This is a genomic window from Paraburkholderia acidicola (assembly GCF_002362315.1).
Taxonomy (GTDB): domain Bacteria; phylum Pseudomonadota; class Gammaproteobacteria; order Burkholderiales; family Burkholderiaceae; genus Paraburkholderia; species Paraburkholderia acidicola.
On record NZ_MTZV01000001.1, the window covers coordinates 231,670 to 255,147 of the forward strand.

Below are 23,478 nucleotides of genomic sequence, written 5' to 3' on the forward strand. Positions count from 1 at the left end.
ATCACGGCGCAGGGCCGTGGTGCCGGTTCACCGTCACATCGTCTTGCCACGATCCCGCACGGGCGCATCCTCATCGATACGCAGCAACCGCCCCGCGTTAGCGATCACGATAAACGTCCCGACGTTATGCAGAATCGCCACCCACACCGCACCGAGCACACCGAATGCGGCAAGCGCGATGATCTCGACGGTCCAGATCAAGCCGATCGCCGCATTGATCGTCGCCGTACTACGACAACGACGGCCGAGGCGGATACACATCGGAATACGCCTTAAATCGTCGCCAAGCAGCACGATATCGGCAGACGCTACCGCAATATCGATCCCCCGTTCGCCCATCGCGATGCTCGTCGCGCCAGCCTTGATCGCGAGCACGTCGTTCAGCCCGTCGCCGACCACCAGTGGATGATGTCCGGCATCGAGTTCGCGCATGACGTAGTCGAGTTTGTCGTGAGGCAGCGCCTGCGACACGACGATATCGATGCCGACCTGTGCCGCGACCTGATGTGCCACTGCATCGCGATCGCCGGTCAGCAGGGTTTGTCGTTCGAGACCGAGTTCGCGCAGGCTCGCGAGCGCATCGGCGGCTTCTGCGCGCAATGCATCTGCGAACCCGAACCAGGCGAGCAGCTTCCCGTTCAACGCCAGTCCGACACAAGGTCCGTCGATCTCTTCCGGTGGCGGTTGCAGCGGGCTCGCATGTTCCGCAAGCAGATCCGCGCGCCCGAGCGCCGCAAGACCTTCGGGTGTATCGGCGACCACGCCGAGTCCACGCAACTCACGGGTCCGCTCGTAAGGCGTCACGTCATAACCAATCGCTGCCGCATGGCGCGCCAGTGCGCGGCTCACCGGATGCGCACTGCCCGCCCCCAGCCTTGCGGCAAGCGCGACGGCTTGCACCGTATCGATGCCGGGCTGCGCGAACACGTTCGACACGTGCAGTTCACCATGTGTCAGCGTGCCCGTCTTGTCGATTACCAGCGAATCGATTTCGGCGATCCGGTCGAGAAACGCCGCGTTCCTGAACAACACGCCGTGTCGCGCGCCGACAGCAATCCCGGCTATTGCGGTGGACGGTGCGGCGAGCACGAGCGCGCACGGACACGCGGCAACGATCACGGCCAGCATCGCCGACGAATTGGCCGACGTGAACCAGACTATCGCTGCAATCAGCAGCACGAGCGCGAGATAAGCGCCCATGTAGCGCTCTAGCACCTGCGTAATCGGCGGCTTGACCTGCTCGGCTCGTTGCAGCAGTTCGATGATCTTGCCGAGCGTCGATTGCGCGCCCGCATGCGTGACCTCGATGCGCAGCGGACCGTCGAGATTCATCGCACCGCCGAATACAGCAATCCCTTCGTCGACGTCGAGCGGTAACGACTCGCCGGTGATCGGTCCGTTGTCGACACTGGATCGGCCACGCTGCACGACGCCGTCGGCGGGAATCCGCGCACCGGCCGCGACTTCGACCAGATCGCCCGCACGTATCGCTTCGTAGGCGACTTCCTCGATCGAACCGTCGGCGCGCACGCGTCGCACCTTGCCCGACGTCAGACGGCCGAGCGCGCGAATCGCTTCCTGCGAGCCGAGCACGCTGCGTTCTTCGAGTGCATGGCCGAAGGTCATCACGATCGGCAGCAACGCCGCCGTTGTCATGTCGCCGATCGCCCACGCGGCGAGCATCGCGAGTGCGATCAGGCGGTCGGTGACGCCGTGCAGGCTCGGCGACTTCAGGCTGTGCCATGCGCCCGCGAATACCGGCCCGGCGACCAGTAACGACGCGAGCCCGGCCAGAATCTCGGCAAGCGGCGCGCCGTCCGGCGCCAGATAGCGCCACGCCAACGACAGCACCAGCAGCCCGCCCGCAAGCAGCGCCAGCGCAATCTGTCGCGTTACCGCGCGCCGTTCGGCGGCGGATAGTGCGATCGATGGTGAGTGATCGTCCGCGCTGTCGTCCAGCGTAACGGCATCACGCAGCGCGCTTTCAACAGGCTCGCTCTGCACGTTCATTGAGTTTTCCCCGGCAGCACGAGATTCGATGCATCGTGCGGATCGATCGTCGTCACGTGCCCCGCCTTCGACAAGATCTGCTGGATGCGGTCGCGATAGGCACGAGCCAGCAGACCTGGATCGCGATCGCTATCGAGCGGCGTTTCGAGCTGCAGGATCGTGGTGGTTTCGGCCTGCGCGGTACCGACCCGTTCGGTGGCGTTTGCCTGAGCGTTCTGCAAGGTTTGATCGGCGGTTTGCTGGGCGTTCTGGCGAATCGTTTCGGCGGCTGTACGGGCTTCCGCGATATTGCGGTCAGCCGTTTGTAGCGAGGTCAGCACGGCGTTGAAGGCATCGACGGCTGTGGCTGGAAACGTCGCCTGCACATCCATCCGTGCTACCTCGATACCGAGGCCCGCGTGTTCGGCCGTCAGTGCATCGAGATGACGTTGCACAGCCTGCGCGATATCGCTGCGCAACCGTTCGCGTTTCGCGGCCATCTGCGCATCCACCGATAACCGCTCGGGTCGCGCAACAAGGATTGCGTCGAGATTGCGCGCGGCCGTCACCTCGACGACCGCTGCCGCAACGATCCGCTCGAGCGCCGCATCGAGACGCTCTGTCTGCAGCACGTACGCATATGGATCGACCACGCGGTAATACAGCGTGGCGCTCAACTGCACGATACCGTTGTCGCCGGTCAGTACATAACCGGAACCCGCGAGTGCGTCGGACAACACCGGTTTGCGGTCGAGCAACGACGCCTCGTCCAGAACATGCCCAGCGCTGGCTGCAAGTGGCGTGGCCGGTGCAGCTAGCTCGGCAGCGGTCGGGTCGAAGGCCTTCGCGCGTGGATCGCGCTCAAGCGAGGTAATACGCTGTTCGAGCACACGCGCACTGCCCGGTATCAGCCGCACATTTTCGAACGGTCGTGGCCACGCCATCAGCAAACCCGCATCCTGAGTGCGCACAAAGGCGCCGAATCGCGTGACGACTGCGCGGCTGTCGGCGGGAATGCGCCGAATGTTCGACGCGGCCCACATGCACGCGGCCAGCACCGTGATCGCAGCGATGAACCAGAACGCGACGCGCACCGCCTGAGCGCCAGGTCCTAGCGACGGTGTGTCGGTGGTCGTATTCATGGCGTGCGTTTGCCGCTCTTCGTCGACGGCGGCGCACCGACGCCGATACCGAGGCCGCCAGGTCCCTGCACCAGCACGTTGAACGGCGCCGCATCGGTGCGCAGGATCAGGTTCGTGTTCGCGCCGATCACCGAGTTCAGCGTATCGAGCGAGCGCAGCATCGTGTAGAGATGCGGATCGCCCGCGTAGCTCTTGCCGTAGATCGCGGCCGCATCCTTGCGCGACGAGGCTTCGATTTCCGCGGCCTTCACGTTGGCATCGGCGATCGCGATACGTGCGTCGCGCTCGGCATCGGAGCGAATCTGTGCCGCTTCGCGACGGCCGTCCGCCGTGCGCTGCGCGGCTACGGTCTCGCGTTCGGCGCGCATGCGCTCGACGGTCGCGGACAAGGTGACGGCCGGCAACGTCAGTCGTTCGAGGCCGACCTGCTCGACATGCACGCCATAGGCTGCATAAACCTGTGCATCGACCTGACGACGCAGTTCGTCTTCGAACGCCGCGATACGCACCTGGCCTGGATCGGTATTCACCAGCGACGCCAGATCGAAGTCAGCGGACGTAGTTTGCAGCGCGGAGCCGAGCAGCGAGCGGATCTGGCGCGCGGCTTCATCGGGTTCGTTGCGCACGGCGCGCACAAACCGGCCGACGTCGTTCGCACTGGCCGGCACGCGCCACGCAACATAGGCCTGCACGATGATGCGCAGACCATCGCGCGTGCCGACGTCCTGCATGCCGCTCGACGTGGTATGCAGGCGTAGATCGACGGACTCCGCTGCTTCGATCGGCGCCGGCAGCCGCCACGCAAGCCCCGGTTCGAGCAGCACGCGCACCGGTTCGCCGAAGCGCGTCACAACCGTCGCTTCGCCCGCCTGCACCTGGATGAAACTCGCGACCGCAAATGCCGCGGCGACGCAGAGCACACACAGCGCAACGCGCCAGTAAAAACCGCCACCGCCCGCTGATGCGCTACCGTGATCATGATCATCGTCAGCACCGTGATGGTGATGATGACCGTGTGCATGCGAATGATGAAGACTCACGATATCTCCCGATGCAACCCTGTGTGCAGCAGAACTGTCTGTGTCGATGAGCGAAGCATGGTTCAGTAGGTCCTGTGTTTGCCGGTGGCATCAGCTGCGTCGGCCGGGCCATAGGACCGCAAGTCGAGCGTCGCACGATTGCCGTCCATCAACCTGTCATCGATGATGGTTGTGTGTGCGTTCAGCAGGCCTTTCTGCAAGCCATGCAGGTAGTACTCAAACGCGAACGCGGGGTCGCCCACCTGGGCCGCCGCCATGTCGGCGTTGAAACCGGTCTGCTGTACGCGCGCGGCCGACGTGATCTCCGCCGCCTCCGCATCCGCTCGTGCGGTCGCCGAATGAGCCTGTTGCTGCGCCTCGCCGAGTGTCTGTGCAGACAGTCCACTGGCCTGCGCAACACTCGCCTGAGCGAGAATCTGCGCCGCCTGCACGCTGTGATACGCGACCGATGCCCCCGCCGGCGGATGCACGCTCTCGATGATCACCGCAACGACGTCGATACCGCTTCCCGCGCGGTCGAGTTGCGCCTGGATCGCGTGCTTCACGCTGTCAGCCATGGCGGTCTGACGTGTTTCGAGCAGCGATTCGAGCGTGTGTGACGCGAGATAGCGCACCACCTCGCGATTTGCCATGGCACGTACGGTATCCGGCACATTGGCGACCCGATACAACGCGGCACGTGCGGCTGCATCGGAAAGACCGATCCGGTAATCGAGCCGCACATCGGCGTTCACGGTCTGAAAGTTCTGCCGGTCGCCGCTCCCGCCCGCAATCACCTGGCTCGTCTCGCCCTGATGTGCGACGTCCCATAGACGGTTGAACACTTCGGGTGTGCGTGCATCGGCGGGAACGCGTGGCGCGGCGATGCTGCTGTCTGCCAGCGAGCCGGAGACGACGACCTGATGAACCGCGCCGTTATCGATCGTGCGGCTGGTGCCAAACGGCCACGGCAGTCCGACATGCAAGCCCGGTTGCCAGACCGATACCGGCGCGCCAAAGCGCTCATAAACCGCGCGCTGATCGGGACCGAGGATCGCGATGCCGGTGAGCAGCCATGCGCAGACACCGATCGTGATGCACGCTGCGGGCAGCAGGCGCACGAAGCTGAGCAGCACCCAGTTCTGCCGCAGATCGATGCCGTAGCGTCTGCGTAACTCGGTGCTAAAACGCGCGAGTGGCGAAGGACGCCAGCGCAGCAGGCTCGCGAGCAGACTGTCGGGTACGCCGGCATCGCCTTCGCGTGTACGCCGCGGTGCGAACCATGAAAGTACGGCGCGTAGCGCGAATTCGCTAGCGATCGCCGCACTGAAAACGGCCGCGATGCGCAGCGGCCAGCGCGAGTAAACATCGGCGTACGCCAACCATGCCGACGATGCCGCCGCTACGAGCGCAACCGCAAGCGCCACGCGCAGCACATTGGCCAGCGACGCCGATGCGCGCCCGCGATCGGCACGCATCGACTGGAACAGCTCGGCGACGAGCGTACCGAAGGCCAGCGCGAGCGCGGCCACCGCCAGCACGAGCGCGGCCTCCGGCGGTTGCATGGCCGCCGCGAGCACCAGCCGGATCGGCGGATTCCATGCGAGCCATGCCATGTAGACCGAGAGCGCCGCACATGCCAGCACGGCCCAGGGTTGCCAGCGGATCGAACGCAGCGCTGCGCGCACGGCAGCGCCTGCAGCGGTCCACCAGGAAAGTCGCCAGATAGAGAGAGAACGGGGCAGCAGCAACGGATCGTCTGCGTGCAGCCCGCCGACGTTCGCCAGTCGCGCGGCAAGTGCGACCGCCAGTACGTTGAACCATGCACTCGATAGCGCGGCACACCAGCGGGTATCGAACCAGACACCCTGGATAAACAGCAGACCGCCGAGCAGTGCCGCCAGCGTCAGGCTGATCCATGCCATTCGCGCAGCGGCAAGCGTATCGCTATGCGTGTGCTCGTTGTCGCCTTGCAACTCATGCGGCATGGACATCCCCGGTAGACTTCACCTGACCGGTACTGTCTGTAGGTTGCTTGTCAGGATTGTTGGGCAGCGCCTGTGGCAGGCGAGCCGAATTTAGCGTGCCGGAGTGCGAAATTCAAGCAAATCGTGCGGGCTCCGTTCGAGCGACGGAAGCCCGCAGTTCTCGCGTTGGCTTATGCGCCGCCGGGTGAAGGCGGCACCGGTTGTGCCGATTGATACGCGCCCCACGCCGGAACCGGTGCGCTCGCACCCAGATTGAAAACGATCGTCGCGCCGTTTTTTACAGTATCGAACGGCAACCAGGTGCTGTTGTACGCAGCGCCATTGACCGTCATCGACTGAATGTAGGTTTGCGGCGTGTTGGCGGTGATCGTCAGTGTTTTGCCGTTGCCGAAGTAGATCGTCTCGTTCGTGAACAGCGGGCTCGCAACCGTGAAACCGGGTTCAGCGGGAACCATCGGATACAGCCCGAGTGCCGCCCATATGAACCAGCCCGACGTCGCGCCTTCGTCGTCGTTGCCAGGCAACCCGGACGGCGTGGCCAGGTACTGGGTCGCGGCGATATTGGCCACCACCGCCTGGGTTTTGTCAGGACGGCTCGTCCAGTTGTAGAGCCAGGGCGTCGCAAACATCGGCTCGTTGGTCATGACGAGCTGCGGCTCGAATGCGGTGAGCCGGCTGATCACCGCCTGATCGCCGCCGAGCATGTTGAAGAGACCTCCGATGTTGAACGGCACCATCCACGTATATTCTTCGGCCGTTCCTTCGACTGGGTCCGACGACGTATAGGCCGGCCAGCTACCGTCCTGGTTGCGCGGCTGCAACTGCGTGACCGACACGTTGTTCACCTGGGTCGCATTCGGTTTCATCAGATTGACCCAGTTATGCGAACGTGTGAGCAGCACCGCTGCGTTCGTCGAGTCACCCATTGCCTGCGCGAAACGCGAGACGGCGAAGTCGGTGGTCGCATATTCGAGCGTGGTCGACGACGTGCCGTTCGAGTGGCTCGAATCGACGACGATGTTGTCGTCGTCGGGTAGATAACCGAGCTTTGTGTAATCGCTCAGGCCCGGCAGCACGGCGATGTTCACGCATTCGGCCGACGGGTTGGTCTCGTCGTTGAGCATGATCTTGAGCGCGGAGGCCGTGTCGAAATCGGTTGCGCCGTACAGATAACTCTGGGCGATGATGGTCGACACGGTATCGGCGGGCATCACGTTGCTGTTGTTCGTGCCTTCGATCCACTGCGGAAAGGCATTGCCACACGCAAGACCATCATTGACGAGCGACTGCATCATGTCGCTGACGTCATGCGGAGCGATCACGGCAAGCAACGGCATCAACGAACGATACGTATCCCAGCTCGAAAACGTCGTGTACTGCACACGTGTCTGGCCCGCGCTGTTCTTGCCGGTTTGCCCCGGCTTGCCGTTCGCATCGAGTCCCGACGAACTGCCGAACACCGGATAGTTGCCATTGACGTCACTGATCACCGATGGCGCAAGCGATGCGTGATAAAGCGCTGTGTAGAACTTCGTCGTATTGCTCGCGCTGCCGCCGCTCACCTGGATCGTGTTGAGTCGCGTATTCCATGCAGCGTCGGCGTTTGCCGCGGCGGTATCGAAGGTGACAAGTGCCCCGTTCGCGCCCGCCTGCTCCTGCTGCAGGTTGGCCTGCGCATTGGCGACGCTGGTGTAGGAAAGGCCAACGCGCATGTTGACGACGAGCGGCGTATTGGCCACCGGTGTGAACGTCAGCGTAGCCTTCGAGCCTTGTGTTTTAGCGGTGAAAGACTGGTCGAACGTCGCATAAAAGTAGACGGTGTAGGACTGGCTATCGTTACAGAAATTGCCACCCTTGAACGATCCCGATACCGTCGTCGGCGCACTCTTCCCACCCCATGCGATATTGCCGCCGGACGAATAGTCCTCCGATTTAGCGGTCAACGTCAGTTGCGCCGACTTGCCCGCAGGCCAGGTAAAACGTCCGAGCCCGCTGCGCAGCGTCGCCGTCAGTTCCGTATGAATCCCGTTGCTGAGCGTTACGCCGTAGTAGCCAGGCTTCGTCGTTTCGTTCGTCGAGGAGAATGCGCCGGAGCTTCCGCTTGCAGTGCCCGGCATGACCGGCAGCCCACCACCGCCGTCGTGACACCCTGTGCCGCTCAGATGCGTCAGGCTGAAGTCGCTAATCGTCGTGGCGCCGTCGAAGTAACCGGTCGTCGTCCACTGATTGATCCCACCTGGGTTCGGCGTATCAGGGCCCCACTGCACCATACCGGCAGGCAATCCTGCCAGAAGCGATGTGCCGCCGCCGTTGTTCGTGCCGATACGCTCGTTGACGTATTGCGTCAGCTGCATGACCACAGGTGTTTGTGCCACAGCTGTGGTCGGCGTGGTTGTGCCACCCGTAGCCGGCGTTGCGGCACCCGCGCCACTACCGGCGGGTACGGACGTCTTTGCCAGGCTGTTGACCGAATGAACATCGCCACCACAACCCGCCAGCACACTGACTGCTGACAGCACGCAGAAAATCTCCCTGATTTTGCTCACGGTCGTCTCCGTTCTTTTAATGTCGTTTAGCACATTCGCTAAACGAAACGCATAACCGATGTTTAGCAGGTGTGCTAAACAATATCTTTAAATTCAATTAGTTAGATTATGCGACGGAGTTTAGTCGGGTTGATTCGCACGAGTCAACTGCGTCTGGTCAAAACGCAGTGATGACTCATGCATGCGGAATGTCGAGGGGTCACTTCTTGCGACACCGACCGCGTTAGCGCATCGACGCCGTTGCGGACGAAGGCGTCGATCCCGTCGACGCCTCGCCTGATTTACGGAGCGGGAGGCGTCAGTTTGCGGATCTCATTGTTGGCGATATCAGCTGCGTAGAGGTTACCGCTGGTGTCTACCGCTACGCCCAAGGGATCGTTGAACGAGACAGCACCACCAATGCCGTTCGCCGAGCCAGACTTCGTCGACCCAGCCAGTGTGGTGACCACGCCCGCCGGTGTGATCTTGCGGATCACGTTGTTGTTGCTATCGGCCACGTAGATGTTGCTGCTTGCGTCCACCGATACACCAAAGGGGCCGTTGAACGAGGCAGCCGGGCCTGTGCTATCGGTCGAACCCGATGCCGCGGAACCGGCCAGTGTGGTGACCACGCCAGCCGGTGTGATCTTGCGGATCTCGTTGTTGCTGGTATCGGCCACGTAGAGGTTGCCCGCGCCATCGAGTGCCACGCCACCCGGAAAGCTGAACGAAGCCGCCGCGCCGCTGCCATCGGCCGAACCAGCGGCTCCCGCGCCGGCCAGTGTCGTGACCACACCAGTCGGTGTGATCTTGCGGATCTTGTTGTTGCCGCTATCGGCCACGTAGACGTTGCCGCTCGCGTCTACCGCCACGCCATTGGGATTGCTGAACGAAGCAGCTGCGCCTGTGCCATCGGCCGAGCCGGCCGCCCCCGAGCCCGCCAGTGTGGTGACCACGCCAGCCGGCGTGATCTTGCGGATCTCGTTGTTGTTGCTATCGGTCACGTACACGTTGCCACTTGCATCCACGGCGACGCCAAAGGGACCGTTGAACGAAGCAGCCGCGCCGGTGCCGTTGGTCGAGCCGGCCGTCGCGGAGCCAGCGAGCGTGGTGACCACACCAGCCGGCGTGATCTTGCGGATCGTGTTGTTGTTGCTATCAGCGACGTAGACGTTGCCAGTAGCATCCGCTGTCACTGCAGCGGGGCCGTTGAACAAAGCTGCAGAACCAGTGCCGTCGGTCGCGCCGGACGCCAGCGAACCCGCGAACGTCGTGACGGAGTACGTGGCAGGCGCACAGATCACCGCCACGTTGGTCACGTTGGCCGTCACTGAGCCACTACCGTTGTTGATTGAGCAGTAGATGGTCGGTGACACCGAGCCTACCGTCACCCCATAGCCGGCTTTAATGTTCGCGGGGACCAGCGCCGCAAAAGTAAACGCACCGTTGCCGGTCAGCGTCAGGGAATCCGAACCATTGTCGAGTAACGTGAGCGTCTCCCCGCCCGACAGGCCGGCGACGGTACCGCTGACGGTAAAGCCGGGCCATGGCGACACGGGAGGTGACGCCGTCGAGGTGACCGGTGGGGGTGACGATGTCGACGAGGACGTGCCGGGCGAGTTCGAACCTCCACCACAGGCAGCAAGGACCACGCACAGGGCAGCGGCGGCCAGGGGACTCAGCGGGAACAATTTCATGATTAGTTTGCGCAATGGGTAACGAAGCACAAGGCGTGTGAGACATCACAGCCGCCGGGCAGCACAGTTATGAGCATTTCCAGAAAAAGCACCCTGCCGTATGACCCGCCGTCAGGGTGCGGATATTTCATGTGCCCTGCACAGGGCGCAAGACCATATGCGTATCCGAGTGCCCATTGAGGTAATCGAGCACGTCGTCAAAGCTCACTGCACCCTTGTTCTGGCGATCGATCTCGCCAAAATGACTGGCGGCCCATCCCCAGCCGCTCGCGAGTGCGCCCTGCTTCGTCATCAGATGCGTCGATGGATTAGCAGCCTTGTCGAATAGCGTTTTCAGATGACCCACGATCGTGCTCTGGGTCAGGTCGGGTGTCAGCGACGGCGTGCCGGGCGCGGGCGGCGGCACCCGGTCAAGATGCTCGCCCACCTGAAGGAAGCCACCTTGCAGCATTGGCGCGGCAAACGCTGGGGTCAGCGCCGCAGGAGCCATCATCACGGCGGCTAGCACCGAAGCAGTACACAAAGCCCTCATCACCATGGTTGATCTCCTTGATTCAATGGGCCGCAGCTGTTTGCACAGCAGCCGTCGCGCTCGTGTAAAAGGTCCGAAGCTGCGCACGCATGGGAGCACGGGACGAGTTGGTTAGATAGATCATATGGCCGCCATCGAAATCACCGATGGTGATCCGGCTGGCGAGCGCCGGTAGCGCGCCACCGTTTTGCAGGTCCAGTTCCGTCTGGAAGAACGGGCAAACATTGTCGTGGTAACCGTGCAGCACGAGGACCTTCAGTTTTGGATCGATGGTCATGGCTTCGACCAGGTCGGGCACACTCGTGTCCGACAAGGCGCCGTTGTGATTGTGTATCCAGTAGTTCGCCGCAATGTCGGCGCCATACAGCTGGGTAGGATCGGCAGGCTGATACCCGGTTTCACTCTGAATCAGCGGCTTTATCGCGCCATAGAAAGCGCCATCCTCATAATTGCTGATGCCGTATTTTTGGGGAGATGCTGTGCTTATGCGGCCGTCGTACGCATCGAAAGCGGAATTCGACAGTCCCGATGAAGGCTGGAGACTCGACGGGTATATCGACAGGCCAATCAGGCTGTAATAACTATTATATTGCGACAAACTATTGAACTGGCTATTTTTGGTTAAGGTAGCCAGTGGAATTCCGGTTATCCCTTGCAGATCGGTTAAATATTGCGCCGGCGGATTCGGATTGCCTATCTGGGAGATAAACTGAGTCGTAGTGAAATTTCTCAACGTGTTCGAATAGTCCGCTTCCGACAGGTTTCCCCGTGCGGTACCGAGGCCATACCAGCTGGACACCATGCCTTCGGTCGGGAATATGCCAACCGTGTTCACGTTCTGGTTGGTTGCATAGTTCATCACCGGAGATTGCAGGACATAGCCAGTCAGCACGATCGGCGGTTTGCCGGTTGGGTCGGTCACATAGTGACTGGTGCCCGCCTGCTCCAGCAGATTGGCCACGATCGGCGTACGGATGCCGCTATACGATTCGCCATAGAGATACTTCGGCGAGCTCTGGCGGTTGTAGCGGTTGATGTAGGCCGTAATGAAGTCGCGGAATACCTGTGCATCCATATTGGTATTCCACAAGTCCAGATTGGTCAGTGGCGCGATGGCTTCGGAAAATCCGCTGCCGGGAATATCGACGTACACCAGATCGGTCTGGTCCAGCATCGACTCAGCGTTGGGGATCAGCGGATAGCTGTCTTGCGCGTAGGGACCGGGCGGCACAGCCGGCGCATTCAGATCCAGGCGCTGCGGCGCCCATGAGCCGAGATGCAGCCATATCGAGGGCTCACCGGGGCCTCCGTTGAAAACGAACGTGATGGGCCGCTGATCGTGTGGAATATCGTCGCGCGTATAGGACATATAGAAGATCGACGCTTCGGCGCTTGCGGACCCTGTCGACGATGCAGGCGGCGCAGCAGCGATCAGATGTCCTGCGCGAGCCTCGTACCCGAATGTCTGACCGTTCAACGTCATGGTCAGGTGTTTTTGCGCGGGCGTTTCATTGACCGAACTCAACGGAATATTACCCGCGGCAACCTGGGCGTTCGTGGATCCAGCAGCGCCGTTGGGACCGTTCTTATAAGCAGGGTCTCCGGTGAGCGCGTCCGGATCATTGCCTTCTGCATAGGCATTGGAATCGGTGACTGCGGAATCGGCAGGCCACACAAATGACGCACTGGATGGCGTACCGGTGGTATGCGTTGCCGCCGTCTTGTCGACGCTTCCTCCGCAACCCGATAGAGCCAGTGCGGCGATGGTGAGCGGCACGCCCCAGGACGTGATTTTTTGCATTGTTAATGCACTCCCCTGATGATTGCTAAAAAACAATTAACGGCTTTCTGTTGTGAAGGGACGGTTTTGATAAAACAGGCCTTCGATATCGTGCAGGGAATCTATGAGGACGAAAAATGACGGTCAACCTCTTTCGCTCCAGGTTTGGCACATATCAATTGGAATTGAGGATTTGATGAGAATTCGTTGCTGGTTTTTAGATCTGTTAAAAGAGCTTTGTCACATTAATTCTTTCGAATTAACTACAGCCGCTTAAAGCGCAGTAATGGTTCATGCAAGCGGACGCTCGTATAAGCGGTTTGCTTTAGCGAATTTTCTGGACAAACGGCCCATACGCACGATCGGGCAAGGTACGCGGTTCCGACTACAATGAGGACTCTCCGCTCCCCACCCTCTCGAACCCACGATGACCTATCTCGACGCCAACGAAATTACGGGCTGGCATGCGCATGTCTACTTCGACGCCGAGCGGCGCGATGCGGCCCAGGTGTTAAAGCAGGCGATCGAAGCGCGCTTCGCCGATGTGCTGCAGGTCGGCCGCTTTCATGAGCGCCCGGTCGGCCCTCACCCGTTGTGGTCGTATCAACTCGCGTTCGACCGTGAGCATCTGGTTGGAATTTTCGAGTGGCTCACGTTGAATCACGGCGTACTGGATGTGTTTCTCCATCCGAACACGGGCGACTCGCTGCGCGATCATCGCGATGCCGCCGTGTGGATTGGCCGTTCGTATCCGTTGAATCTTGCCGCACTGGGGCGCTGACGCATTCGTCGCACAGCGCCCCCTCTGCACGACTAGTCCAGCGAAACGCCATCGAACCGGTGGCTGCCGAGCGGCGACAGCAGAAGCCCCTTCACGCGCTTCGATTCCGGCAACGACACGATCGAATGCGCGATCGGCGTGAACGGCACCTGTTGCTTGAAAACTTCCTGCGCCTGCCGGTATAGCGCGGTGCGCGTGGCGACGTCGGAACTGGCACGCGCCTTGACGATCAGTGCATCGAACACAGGATCGCACCACTTCGACAGATTGCTGCCGTGTACCGCATCGCAGCCGAGCAGCGCGCCGAGCCAGTTGTCGGGGTCGCCGTTATCGCCCGACCAGCCGTACAGGATCACGTCATGCTCGCCACTTGCCTTCGCCCGCCGGTTGTATTCGCCCCACTCGTAGCTGACGATTTTCGCGCGCACGCCGATCTTCGCCCAGTCCTGTTGCAGCAGCTGTGCCATCAGTTGCGCGTTCGGATTGTACGGACGCTGCACCGGCATCGCCCACAGCGTGATGTCGAAACCGTTCGGAAAACCCGCCTGTGCGAGTAGTGCTTTCGCCTTCGCCGGATCGAACGGTGCATCCTTCAACTTGTCGTTGTAGGACCACTGCGACGGCGGCATCGGATTGGTTGCGATGCTTGCGTTGCCCGCGAACACCGCGTTGAGGATGGCCGGCTTGTCGACGGCCATATCGAGCGCGCGGCGCACCTCGACGTGATCGAGCGGCGGGTGCTGCGTGTTGTACGCAACGAAGCCAACGTTAAAGCCGACCCCGGACACCAGCCGCAAGGCCGGATTGCGCTTCACGACTTCGACGTCGGCGGGACGTGGGAATGCCGACACCTGGCACTCGCCGCTGGCAAGTTTCTGGATGCGCGCAGCCGGGTCCGGCGTGATCGCGAAGATCAGATGCGCGAGCTTGACGTCGTCGGGACGCCAGTAGCTCGGGTTCGCATCGAAGCGAATCAGCGCGTCCTTCTGATACGAGCGGAACACGAACGGCCCGGTGCCGACCGGCAACTGGTTGATGTCCGCCTCGTGATGCGTGTGGCTCAACTGCGCCGCGTATTCGGCGGAGAGGATCGATGCGAAGCTCATCGCGAGATTGCGCACGAGAATCACGTCCGGCTGCTTCAGATGAAAGCGCACCGTGTAGTCATCGACCTTCTCGATGGTGTCGATGTTCTTGTCGAAACCGAGATCGCTGAAGTACGGAAAGCTGACCGGATAGGCCGTGCGGAACGGATCGTCGGCATGGAGCATGCGATTGAACGTGAACAGCACGTCGTCCGCATTGAAGTCGCGCGTCGGCTTGAACCACGCGGTCGTCTGGAACTTCACGCCATGCCGCAGATGAAACGTGTACGTGCGCTGATCCGTCGATACATCCCAGCTTGTTGCGAGTGCGGGTTCGAGATCGAGCGTACCGCGGCGAAACTGCACCAGTTCGTTGTAGACCGTGTAGGTACTGGCATCGAAGTCCGTGCTCGTGGTGTGTTGCCCTGGGTCGAAGCCCGCCGGGCTGCCCTCGGTGCAGAACACGAGGGTCTTGTCCGGTGCTGCTTCTGCAGATGAAGCAAACGACAGCGAGGCAGCCAGCAGGCCAGCGGCAGCAACGCAACGGGCCGTGCGTGCGAGATATCGGGAGGGTGTGTGGGTCATTCGAAGGCGATGAGTGGATGGCGAAATGAGTTGCAAAATGAGCGGCACAACGAGTTGCAGCCGAAGATTCTCGTTGGCGGCGCAATGGATCGCTAACAATAAATCCGTACAACCATAGGTGCAGCGCTGCTAAGCACAATAGCGCACCACTCACCCCATCGTGCCTGAAAAAAAATGACCCGGCACGTTGTCCACCCGTGCCGGGTCATTCTGCTACCGCACTGCAATCAGGCTGCTATTACTGGGCCGTCGGCGCAGTGATGCCATCGATATCCGGTGCCCATCCCGACGGATTCGAGAATATCAGCGTATTCGCTGCGCCCGCTTTGAACGCACCGCTCACCGATAGCCTGGAGATGGTGCCCCAACCGCCGCTCGGCGGAAACGCAACGGTGACGGGCGCGGCACCGTTAAAGCTGATCTGCGCGGAGCGCGGCGAGGAGTCGCCGTTCGCATAGCCGATCTGAACCGTGTAGTTGCCATCCGCAGGCACAGAGATGCCGGTCATCGTCAGTGTCCCACCGTTGCCGACATACCCAACGTCTGCGCCGCCCGAGCACCCGGAGCAGGACGATACCCGTGCGCCGCCCGCGAGGATGCTGCTGGACGCTTCGGCTTCGTAAGCGGCCTTGAACGGCGGCAGGCGAACCGGACCGGCGACCAGCGCAACGGTGCTGATCTCAGGCGTCGGTGCCGAGCTGTCGGCGCTCGAGATCGTCAGCGAGTTCTGTCCCGTCTGCAGGCCCACGTACACCGTCACCGTGGCGACGCGGCCGTCCCGGCTGGTCGGCGGGAATGCGAGCGTGGTCTGCGTTCCGCCGTTCGTGCTGAGTTCCGCCTTCAGCGTCTCGCGGCTGCGGTTCACGTAGGCGATCTCGACGAAGCCGCCTGGCGCCGTCGATGTCACGTTGCTGAACGTCACGGTACCGAGGCCCTTCACGATCGTGCCGCCATCGCAGGTCGCGCAACGTGTGATCGACGCACCACCGCCGACGGAACTCGGCCGGTAAGTGGTAGATGCGACATCGCTACCTTTGACAAGCAGCATCACGACACCGCCCGCAGGGACGACGGCCGCGGTATAGGAACTCTTGAACGCGCCAAGGTCCTGCATCGCCAGCACGTCACGCACGGTTGCACGCGCAGTCGGTACGAGACCGAGTTGTTGCCAGGTGACCGTCATCGGCGCATCGTCCGCGCCGTTGTTGAACAGCACGACGGCCCGTTGCCCGTTTCCGGACAGCAGCTTCGACCAGACCTGTTGCGCACCCGACTGCCCGACCATCACACCCTGCACACCCAGCAGATCCTGATCGATTGCGATCACTTCGGGATTCGTCATCACCTTGATCGTGTCGGCGGAGATCGGCTTCGACAGATCGTCGCCGAGAATCAGCGGCGCACCTGCGATCGCCCACAGACTCATATGCGCCTGGTCATGAACGGCCGTCATACCCATGCCCGCCACCATCATGTCGGGATCGTTATAGTAGCCGGTGTGCTGTCCTTCGGGATGGTAATTGCCGAGAAAGTTGCCCACCACGCTGCCGAAGTTCGGCGCACCGCTATTCGGCCCGTAGATGTCGCCCGTCGTTCTCCACATCCGGCCGACACCCGCGGCCCAGTCCCAGGGTCCCTGTTGGTAGTCCGGATAGGCGGGATTGCTGCCAATGGTGCCCCAGTCGCAGATGCTGAACGTGATGCGCTGTCCGGTCTGGATGAAGGCGTCATCAATGGCATTGGCAATCGCCGTATAAGCCTGCTGCGGATCGTAGCCCGCGTTATTGCCGCCGCAGAAGTCGACCTTGACGAAGTCGAAGCCCCATTGCGCGAACTGCAGGAAATCGTGCTCGTAGTGCGCGAAATCGCTACCGACGAAATGCGTACCGTTGGTGCGCGTGCCGCAACCTTGCGGGCCGGCGTCGATATAGATGCCCGCCTTGAGACCCTTGCTGTGGATGTATTGCGCCATCGCCTGCATACCGCCCGGCCATTGCGTGTTATCGATGATGAAGTTGCCGTTCGCATCGCGCGTGCCGGAGGTCCACCAGCCTTCGTCGATGTTCACATACTGGTATTTCGTGCCCGTGTTGATCTGCGTATTCAACGCGACCATGCCGTCCGCTACGCCCTTGATCGTGTCGAAGTTAACGTTCTCCGCGAGGCTGTTCCAGGACGACCAGCCCATCGGCGGCGGAACCACGGCGATTTGTCGCGCGGTGCGCCGTTGCTGCATTGCGGCGGATTCGGCGGCGGCACTGGAGGATGCCGCACTGGAAGACGCGGCACTCGCATTCGCCACGCTTTTCGTCACACTGGCGGCCGAGCCGCCTGCACCGGCGTCGCCGCCACAGCCCGACACACTCAATACCAGTCCTAATAACAACGGGACAATACACTGCCTGTAGCCAGACAAAGCCATGTCAGTCTCCTTGTTGAAATCGCGTCGCCGCGTGATGCAGGATGGGTTTCGGAGGTGACTATATTCAGCAGTGCAGCGGGTTTCCAGATTTTTCGTGCTATCCCATCAAGTGAGAGTTTTTATGAGTAGTGGATACGCACGCTGCGGGTATACGCCCGAGTCGACAGACTTGTGTGTCAGCGAGATGACCGTCATGGTCGACGTGTAGCACGACGAACCGGCCGTGCTCACGCGACGGCCGGTGCCGACTTTATTTGCCGGATTGCAGCCGTCTGTCGTGTTCGCCGAGTGCCGGTGCGCTGCGCCGTGCGCCCCGTTCGCGGCGCCGGCGATTCAGCGTAGCAAGCCTGCGTCTGCCTTGCGTGAGCGAGACGACCGCATAGAACGCGACCGGTGCGAATACGAGCCCCAGCAGCGTGGCGGCCAGCACCCCGCCGAATACCCCGGTGCCGATCGAACGACGACTCTCGGCGCCGCCGCCACTCGATATCACCAGCGGCACGACACCGAGCAGGAACGCCGCCGACGTCATCACGATCGGCCGGAAGCGCATCGCTGCGGCATCGACGACGGCGCGCATCAACGGGGCACCGCGGGCGTGCAGATCGCGGGCAAACTGCACGATCAGGATGGCGTTCTTCGCGGACAGACCGATCACGGTGATCATCCCGACCTTGAAGTACACATCGTTAGGCATGCCACGCAACAGCACCGCCGACACCGCGCCGATCACACCAAGCGGGACCACCATCAGGACCGACAGCGGAATCGTCCAGCTTTCGTAGAGCGCGGCCAGCGCCATGAACACGGCGAGCAGCGAGAGGCCCACGAGCAGCGGCGTCAAATGCGCGGCCACGGTTTCTTCGCGTGCCGCATCCACCCAGTCGTACGCAACGCCAAGCGGCAGCGCCGCCGCGAGCCGCTCCATCTCGGCCATCGCCGCGCCCGAACTGTAGCCCGGTGCCGCACGACCGCTCACGTCGAGCGACGGATAGCCGTTATAGCGGCTCAGCACCACGGGACCGACCGTCCAGTGCGTGGATGCGATCGCCGACAGCGGCACCATCGCGCCCGACGAATTGATCACCGCCAGATTCATCAGGTCCTCGACGCTCATCCGCGTCGCGGCATCGCCCTCCACCATCACGCGACGCATGCGGCCCGACGCCGGAAAATCGTCGACGTAATACGAACCGAAGGTACTGCCGAGCAGATCCGACAGCTTGTCGAGCGGCACGCCGAGCGCGTAGGCTTTGGCGCGATCGATATCGAGTTCGATGCGCGGCGCGTCCGGCAGATCTTCCGAGCGTATCGACGCCAGCACCGGGTCGGCCTTGGCCTGGGCGAACAGCTGGGCACGCGCCGCTTTCAGTGCTTCGATACCGACCCCGCCACGGTCTTCGAGCCGCAGCACGAAACCATCCGAGTGACCGAGACCGGGCACGGCAGGCGGCAGCTGAGCATCGATTGAACCGTCGAGAATCTTGCTGAACTGCTCGTTCAGTTTGTCGCGCAGTGCCATCGCGCTGATATTGCGTTTGCTCCAGTCCTTCAGTTCGACGAAGGCCATCGCGACATTCTGGCCGCTGCCCTGAAAACTCCAGCCGATCACCGTCGTCACGTTCGCAATCGCGGACTCGCGGTGCAGGATCTGTTCGACACGTTCGGCTGCAGCCAGCGTGCGCGCCTGGGTCGCGCCCGCCGGCATCTGGATCATCACCTGCATCTGCCCTTCGTCTTCAGTCGGCAGGAAGCCGCCGGGCATTTGCCAGTACAGCACCGCGCAGAGTCCGACCAGCACGACATACGCGCCGAGCACCGGGCCCATACGTCGCACGGTGCGCGAAGTCAGCCAGCGGTAGCCTTTCGAAGCGCGTTCGAAACCGGTGGCGAAACCGGTCGCGCAGCGCGCGGCAAACCCGAGCGGACCGCGCCGCGCATCGCGCTGCTGCGGCGTCTGCTTCGGCGCCTTCAGCAGGTTGGCGCAGAGTGCCGGCGTCAACGACATCGCGAGGAACGACGACACCAGCATCGAGGCAATCATCGCCACCGAGAACTGCCGGTAGATCCCGCCGACGCCGCCCGGAAAGAACGCCATCGGCACGAACACCGCGGTGAGCACGACGGTCACGCCGATAATCGCGCCCGTGATCTGCGACATCGCCTTGCGGGTCGCCTCGCGTGGTGCGAGCCCCTCTTCGTCCATCACGCGGTGCACGCTTTCGACGACCACGATTGCATCGTCGACCAGAATGCCGATCGCCAGGACGAGGCCGAACATCGTGAACACATTGATCGACAGACCCAGCGCATACATGGCGAGAAACGCGCCCATCAGCGTGACCGGAATCACCACGGTCGGCACCAGCGTATAGCGCAGGTCGCGCAGGAACAGCCACATCACGCAGAACACCAGCACCACGGCTTCGAGCAGCGTGATCACGACTTCGTGAATCGCAATCTGCACAAAATGCGCGCCGTCGAACGGGATCTCGACCTTGACGCCAGGCGGCAGGCTCTTCGCCAGTTCGGCGAGCCGTGCGCGAATCGCATTCGATGTTTCGAGCGCATTGCCGCGCGGCCCGAGCTGAATACCGACGGTGGCCGACGGGTGACCGTTCAGCCGCGAATAGAACGAATAGTCGGCGCGACCGATCTCGATGCGCGCGACGTCGCGCAAACGCACGGCGGACCCGTCGGGTTTCGCCTTCAGCACGATCTGGCCGAACTCTGCCGGCGACAGGAGCTGACCCTTCACGATCACCGACGCGGTGGTCTGCTGGCCAGCGACGAACGGTGCATCGCCGACCGTGCCGGCCGTGATCGCGGCATTCTGCGCGGCAATCGCCGTGTTGACGTCGCCCGCGGCGATATCGTATTCGCGCAGCTTCACCGGGTCGATCCAGATACGCAGCGCTTCGTCCGCATCCCAGAGCTGGGCCGAGCCGACGCCGGGTGCGCGCTTCAGTTCACGCAGTACGTAGCGGCTCAGGTAATCGCTGAGTTCGACGGAATCGAGTGTGCCGTCGGTCGAGGTCAGCCCCACCAGCATCAGGAACGTATTGGCGGCCTTGAAAACGCCGATCCCCTGCTGCACGACCTGTTGCGGCAAGCGCGGCTCGACCTGCTTCAGACGGTTCTGGATGTCGACCATCGCGATGTCCGGGTTCGTACCGGGCGTGAACGTCGCGTCGATTTCCAGGTTGCCGAGCGCGTCGCTGGTCGTCTCGTAGTAGAGCATGCCGTCCGCGCCGTCGAGACTCTCCTCGATCACGCTCGCCACGTTATTGTCGACGTTCTCGGTCGACGCACCCGGATAGGTGGCCGAGATGATGATCCGCGGCGGAGCAAGGCGCGGATACTGGGCAATAGGTAATTGCGGAATCGCCAGCGCACCCGCCACGATAATGGCAAGTGCAACGATCCACGCAAAGACCGGGCGGTCTATAAAAAATGATGGCACGCGCGAACCTGATCAGCTCTGGATTAGAGTAAACGCCGATGCACCGGGTATTTGCCCGACGTCGGCCAGCACGTTACCACAGCCATTTATGCGGAAACGACCTGGACTTCGTAAAATTTGAAATGCCGCTCTGATTTTGGCACACTCCGTATCCGTCCGAACCGATCCCCCTGCCGAGGCGTTGCCGCGCGCTGCGCCGCACACACGGTTTTGTCTTCCGGCTTTGTCTTCCGGCTTTGTCTTCCGGTTTTGTCAGCATTTGCCCGCACCACCTGTTTTTCACCCTACTGGTAACCGTTCGGAATGCCGGCTCCGTTTTTGTCTATCGTCTCTCCGTTTTTCCGGTCTATTTCAACGGGTTATTCAAGCTCACGCAGAATTCTTTCAAAAACACAAAATCATGCTTGTAACACATTCTGGATACTCCAATACAGGCTTCAGTGCGTTAATTGGTACTGAATCGCTAGGAATAGCGACACCGCACACACTGGGGGAATGATGAAAGCGAACAGGAAGGTTTTCAGCAACGTCGTGGCATCGTCGCTGATCGTGAGTCTGCTGGTCCTCGCCGGATGCAACAAGACCAGTCCGACCGATGCCAACCAGGCGGCTTCGGCGGCCTCCGCCGTCGAGCCTGCCTCGGCTGCCGCAAGCGCCTATACGCCGCCGACCGCCGATCAGCTTGAACAGATGGTCGCGCCGATCGCGCTGTTCCCGGACAAGCTGGTCGCCCAGGTACTGGCGGGCGCCACCTACCCGGATCAGGTCAGTGCAGCTAACCAATGGCTTACGCAGAACCCGTCGCTGAAAGGCGCCGCCCTGCAGAACGCGGTGAACCCGCAGCCCTGGGACGTCAGCGTGAAGTCGCTGACGGCGTTCCCCGCGGTATTGGGCCAGATGGCCGGCAATATCCAGTGGACGACCGCGCTGGGCGAAGCCTACGTGAACGATCCGAACGACGTCATGAACGCGATCCAGGTGATGCGTCAGCGGGCCCAGCAGACCGGCAATCTGAAGTCGTCGCCGCAACTGGCGGTTTCGTCGGTGGCGCGCCCGGCACCGCCGCCGCAAGTCTATTCGAACGATCCCGATGAGCCGGATGTGTATGCCGGACCCGCCGTCGTCGAGCCGCCGCCGCAGACCATCGTCATCGAGCCGACCCAGCCCGATGTGGTGTACGTGCCGACCTACAACCCGGCCGTCGTCTATGGCGAGCCCGTTCCGGTCTATCCGGGCTATGCGTATAGCCCGCCGGTCTACTCCACCGGCGATATCGTTGCAGCGGGGGTCATCTCGTTCGGCGTCGGCATTATCGTCGGCTCTGCGATCAGCCATCACTATGGATGGGGATGGCATTCGTGGGGAGTGAACTGGGGCGGCGACCGTCGCGGCTATGGCGGCGGCGGAGGTTATGGCGGTGGTGGTGGTGGCGGTGGATGGCATCGTCCGTCGGTGGTCTACAACAACACGACCTATGTCTCGAAGTCCACCACGGTCATCAATCGCGTGAATAACATCAACAACTCGCGCGTCACGAACAACAACTACGGCACGAACAATAACTTCGCGCGTAACAACACGACGAACAACGTCGTGAACAACAACCAGGGGCGTCCGAACTTCGGCGCGGCTCCGGGGAACCTGAACCGCGCGCAGGGACAGGGACAGGCACAGGCTCATCCGGGCCCGATGACGGTGCCGCATTTCACGCAGAACGACCTGCGTCCGGGCGCACGTCCGGCGCCCGCGGAAGCCCAGCGCGCCGGTCAACCGCCGCGGCCAGAAGGCGCTCGTGAAAACAGCTTCGCCGCTGGCACACAACGTCCCGCAAACGGCGCCGCGATACCTGGACGCAATGAGCAGGCGCGTGGCGAGGCCGGGCGTGAAGCGCAATTCAATGGTGGACAGCGGCCCCAGGGAGAGGCGCAATTCAACGGTGCGCAGCGGCCCCAGGGGGAAGCTGCGATGGCGCAGCAACACAACGAGCAGCAAAGACAGCAGCAGGAACAGGAGCAACAGCAGCGGCAGCAGGCCGAAGCGCAGCAGCGCGCGCCTCAGATGAATCAGGAGCGTGCAAATCAGGCTGCCGCTCAGCAGGCCCGTGAAGCGCAACGTCCTCAGGAGCAGGCGCGGCCGCAGGAACAGCCGCGTCCTCAAGAGCAGCCGCGGCCGCAACCGCAGCAGCAACACTTTCAACCACAACCGCAGCCGCAGCAGCAACACTTCCAGCCGCGTCCGCAGCCACAGCCACAGCAGCAGCACTTTGAGCCGCGTCCTCAACCCCAGCCGCGGCCGCAACCACAACCGCAATCGCACCCCAGTGGCGGCGGTGGCGGTGGCCACCGCGAAGAACAGCGGCACTAATCGCTGGCAGCACGCGGTGCCGGCTGGTTCGGCGGCATCGCTCGATGCACCTGCAAGGCCGGCCTCGCGCCGGCCTTCGACTTGGACTTAGACGCACCCCGCAGTC

General features: G+C 62.2%; 13 protein-coding genes. 2 read left to right on the top strand and 11 right to left on the bottom strand.

Annotated elements, in window-relative coordinates; translation table 11 throughout:
- Nucleotides 1-33: 33 nt before the first annotated feature.
- From BWP39_RS00690 to BWP39_RS00725, 8 genes are all read right to left on the bottom strand, one after another.
- The gene (locus BWP39_RS00690; RefSeq protein WP_096716468.1) at nt 34-2,010 is read right to left on the bottom strand and encodes a heavy metal translocating P-type ATPase; all 1,977 of its coding nucleotides are present in this window, start codon (nt 2,008-2,010) and stop codon (nt 34-36) included.
- Nucleotides 2,007-3,131, bottom strand: coding sequence for an SPFH domain-containing protein (locus tag BWP39_RS00695; protein ID WP_096716469.1), 1,125 nt, complete (start codon nt 3,129-3,131; stop codon nt 2,007-2,009). Before BWP39_RS00695 ends, BWP39_RS00690 begins: the two co-directional genes overlap by 4 nt.
- A complete protein-coding gene (gene hflC / locus BWP39_RS00700) occupies nt 3,128-4,171 on the bottom strand; it encodes a protease modulator HflC (protein WP_096716470.1) in 1,044 nt (347 codons plus the stop codon). Before hflC ends, BWP39_RS00695 begins: the two co-directional genes overlap by 4 nt.
- Nucleotides 4,172-4,233: 62 nt before the next feature.
- Nucleotides 4,234-6,144 (bottom strand): protease modulator HflK, encoded by a 1,911-nt coding sequence (gene hflK, locus BWP39_RS00705; protein WP_207556514.1) that lies wholly within the window; start codon nt 6,142-6,144, stop codon nt 4,234-4,236.
- Between the two features lie 164 nt (nt 6,145-6,308).
- Complete coding sequence (locus tag BWP39_RS00710; RefSeq protein ID WP_133116807.1) at nt 6,309-8,684, bottom strand: GH92 family glycosyl hydrolase; 2,376 nt, start codon at nt 8,682-8,684, stop codon at nt 6,309-6,311.
- 281 nt (nt 8,685-8,965) lie between these two features.
- Nucleotides 8,966-10,219, bottom strand: coding sequence for an NHL repeat-containing protein (locus BWP39_RS00715; protein WP_207556515.1), 1,254 nt, complete (start codon nt 10,217-10,219; stop codon nt 8,966-8,968).
- Between the two features lie 268 nt (nt 10,220-10,487).
- Entirely contained in the window at nt 10,488-10,898 is a 411-nt protein-coding gene (locus BWP39_RS00720; RefSeq protein ID WP_096716473.1) for a hypothetical protein, read from the bottom strand.
- A gap of 16 nt (nt 10,899-10,914) precedes the next feature.
- Nucleotides 10,915-12,693, bottom strand: coding sequence for a S10 family serine carboxypeptidase-like protein (locus tag BWP39_RS00725; RefSeq protein ID WP_096716474.1), 1,779 nt, complete (start codon nt 12,691-12,693; stop codon nt 10,915-10,917).
- Between the two features lie 406 nt (nt 12,694-13,099).
- Between BWP39_RS00725 and BWP39_RS00730 the strand changes: the two genes are divergently transcribed.
- Nucleotides 13,100-13,453, top strand: coding sequence for a DOPA 4,5-dioxygenase family protein (locus BWP39_RS00730; RefSeq protein WP_096716475.1), 354 nt, complete (start codon nt 13,100-13,102; stop codon nt 13,451-13,453).
- A gap of 32 nt (nt 13,454-13,485) precedes the next feature.
- On the opposite strand, the gene BWP39_RS00735 is transcribed toward BWP39_RS00730, so the two are convergent.
- The 3 genes from BWP39_RS00735 to BWP39_RS00745 all read right to left on the bottom strand — a co-directional run bounded on the left by BWP39_RS00735 (nt 13,486) and on the right by BWP39_RS00745 (nt 21,008).
- Nucleotides 13,486-15,123 (bottom strand): ABC transporter substrate-binding protein, encoded by a 1,638-nt coding sequence (locus BWP39_RS00735; RefSeq protein WP_096716476.1) that lies wholly within the window; start codon nt 15,121-15,123, stop codon nt 13,486-13,488.
- A 238-nt stretch (nt 15,124-15,361) separates the two neighbouring features.
- On the bottom strand, nt 15,362-17,545 hold the full coding sequence (locus tag BWP39_RS00740; protein ID WP_207556516.1) for an alpha-galactosidase: 2,184 nt from the start codon (nt 17,543-17,545) through the stop codon (nt 15,362-15,364).
- A 250-nt stretch (nt 17,546-17,795) separates the two neighbouring features.
- Nucleotides 17,796-21,008: a multidrug efflux RND transporter permease subunit gene (locus BWP39_RS00745; RefSeq protein ID WP_096716477.1), complete on the bottom strand. Its 3,213-nt coding sequence runs from the start codon at nt 21,006-21,008 to the stop codon at nt 17,796-17,798.
- A gap of 498 nt (nt 21,009-21,506) precedes the next feature.
- On the opposite strand from BWP39_RS00745, the gene BWP39_RS00750 reads away from it, so the two are divergent.
- The gene (locus BWP39_RS00750) at nt 21,507-23,372 is read left to right on the top strand and encodes a DUF3300 domain-containing protein (protein WP_096716714.1); all 1,866 of its coding nucleotides are present in this window, start codon (nt 21,507-21,509) and stop codon (nt 23,370-23,372) included.
- Nucleotides 23,373-23,478 lie beyond the last annotated feature (106 nt).

Excerpts from the sequence above, each read along its gene's own strand:
- BWP39_RS00690 (WP_096716468.1), bottom strand. The coding sequence starts at position 2,010 with ATGAACGTGCAGAGCGAGCCTGTTGAAAGCGCGCTGCGTGATGCCGTT.
- BWP39_RS00695 (WP_096716469.1), bottom strand. The coding sequence starts at position 3,131 with ATGAATACGACCACCGACACACCGTCGCTAGGACCTGGCGCTCAGGCG.
- hflK (WP_207556514.1), bottom strand. The coding sequence starts at position 6,144 with ATGTCCATGCCGCATGAGTTGCAAGGCGACAACGAGCACACGCATAGC.
- BWP39_RS00720 (WP_096716473.1), bottom strand. The coding sequence starts at position 10,898 with ATGGTGATGAGGGCTTTGTGTACTGCTTCGGTGCTAGCCGCCGTGATG.
- BWP39_RS00725 (WP_096716474.1), bottom strand. The coding sequence starts at position 12,693 with ATGCAAAAAATCACGTCCTGGGGCGTGCCGCTCACCATCGCCGCACTG.
- BWP39_RS00730 (WP_096716475.1), top strand. The coding sequence starts at position 13,100 with ATGACCTATCTCGACGCCAACGAAATTACGGGCTGGCATGCGCATGTC.
- BWP39_RS00735 (WP_096716476.1), bottom strand. The coding sequence starts at position 15,123 with ATGACCCACACACCCTCCCGATATCTCGCACGCACGGCCCGTTGCGTT.
- BWP39_RS00740 (WP_207556516.1), bottom strand. The coding sequence starts at position 17,545 with ATGGCTTTGTCTGGCTACAGGCAGTGTATTGTCCCGTTGTTATTAGGA.
- BWP39_RS00750 (WP_096716714.1), top strand. The coding sequence starts at position 21,507 with ATGAAAGCGAACAGGAAGGTTTTCAGCAACGTCGTGGCATCGTCGCTG.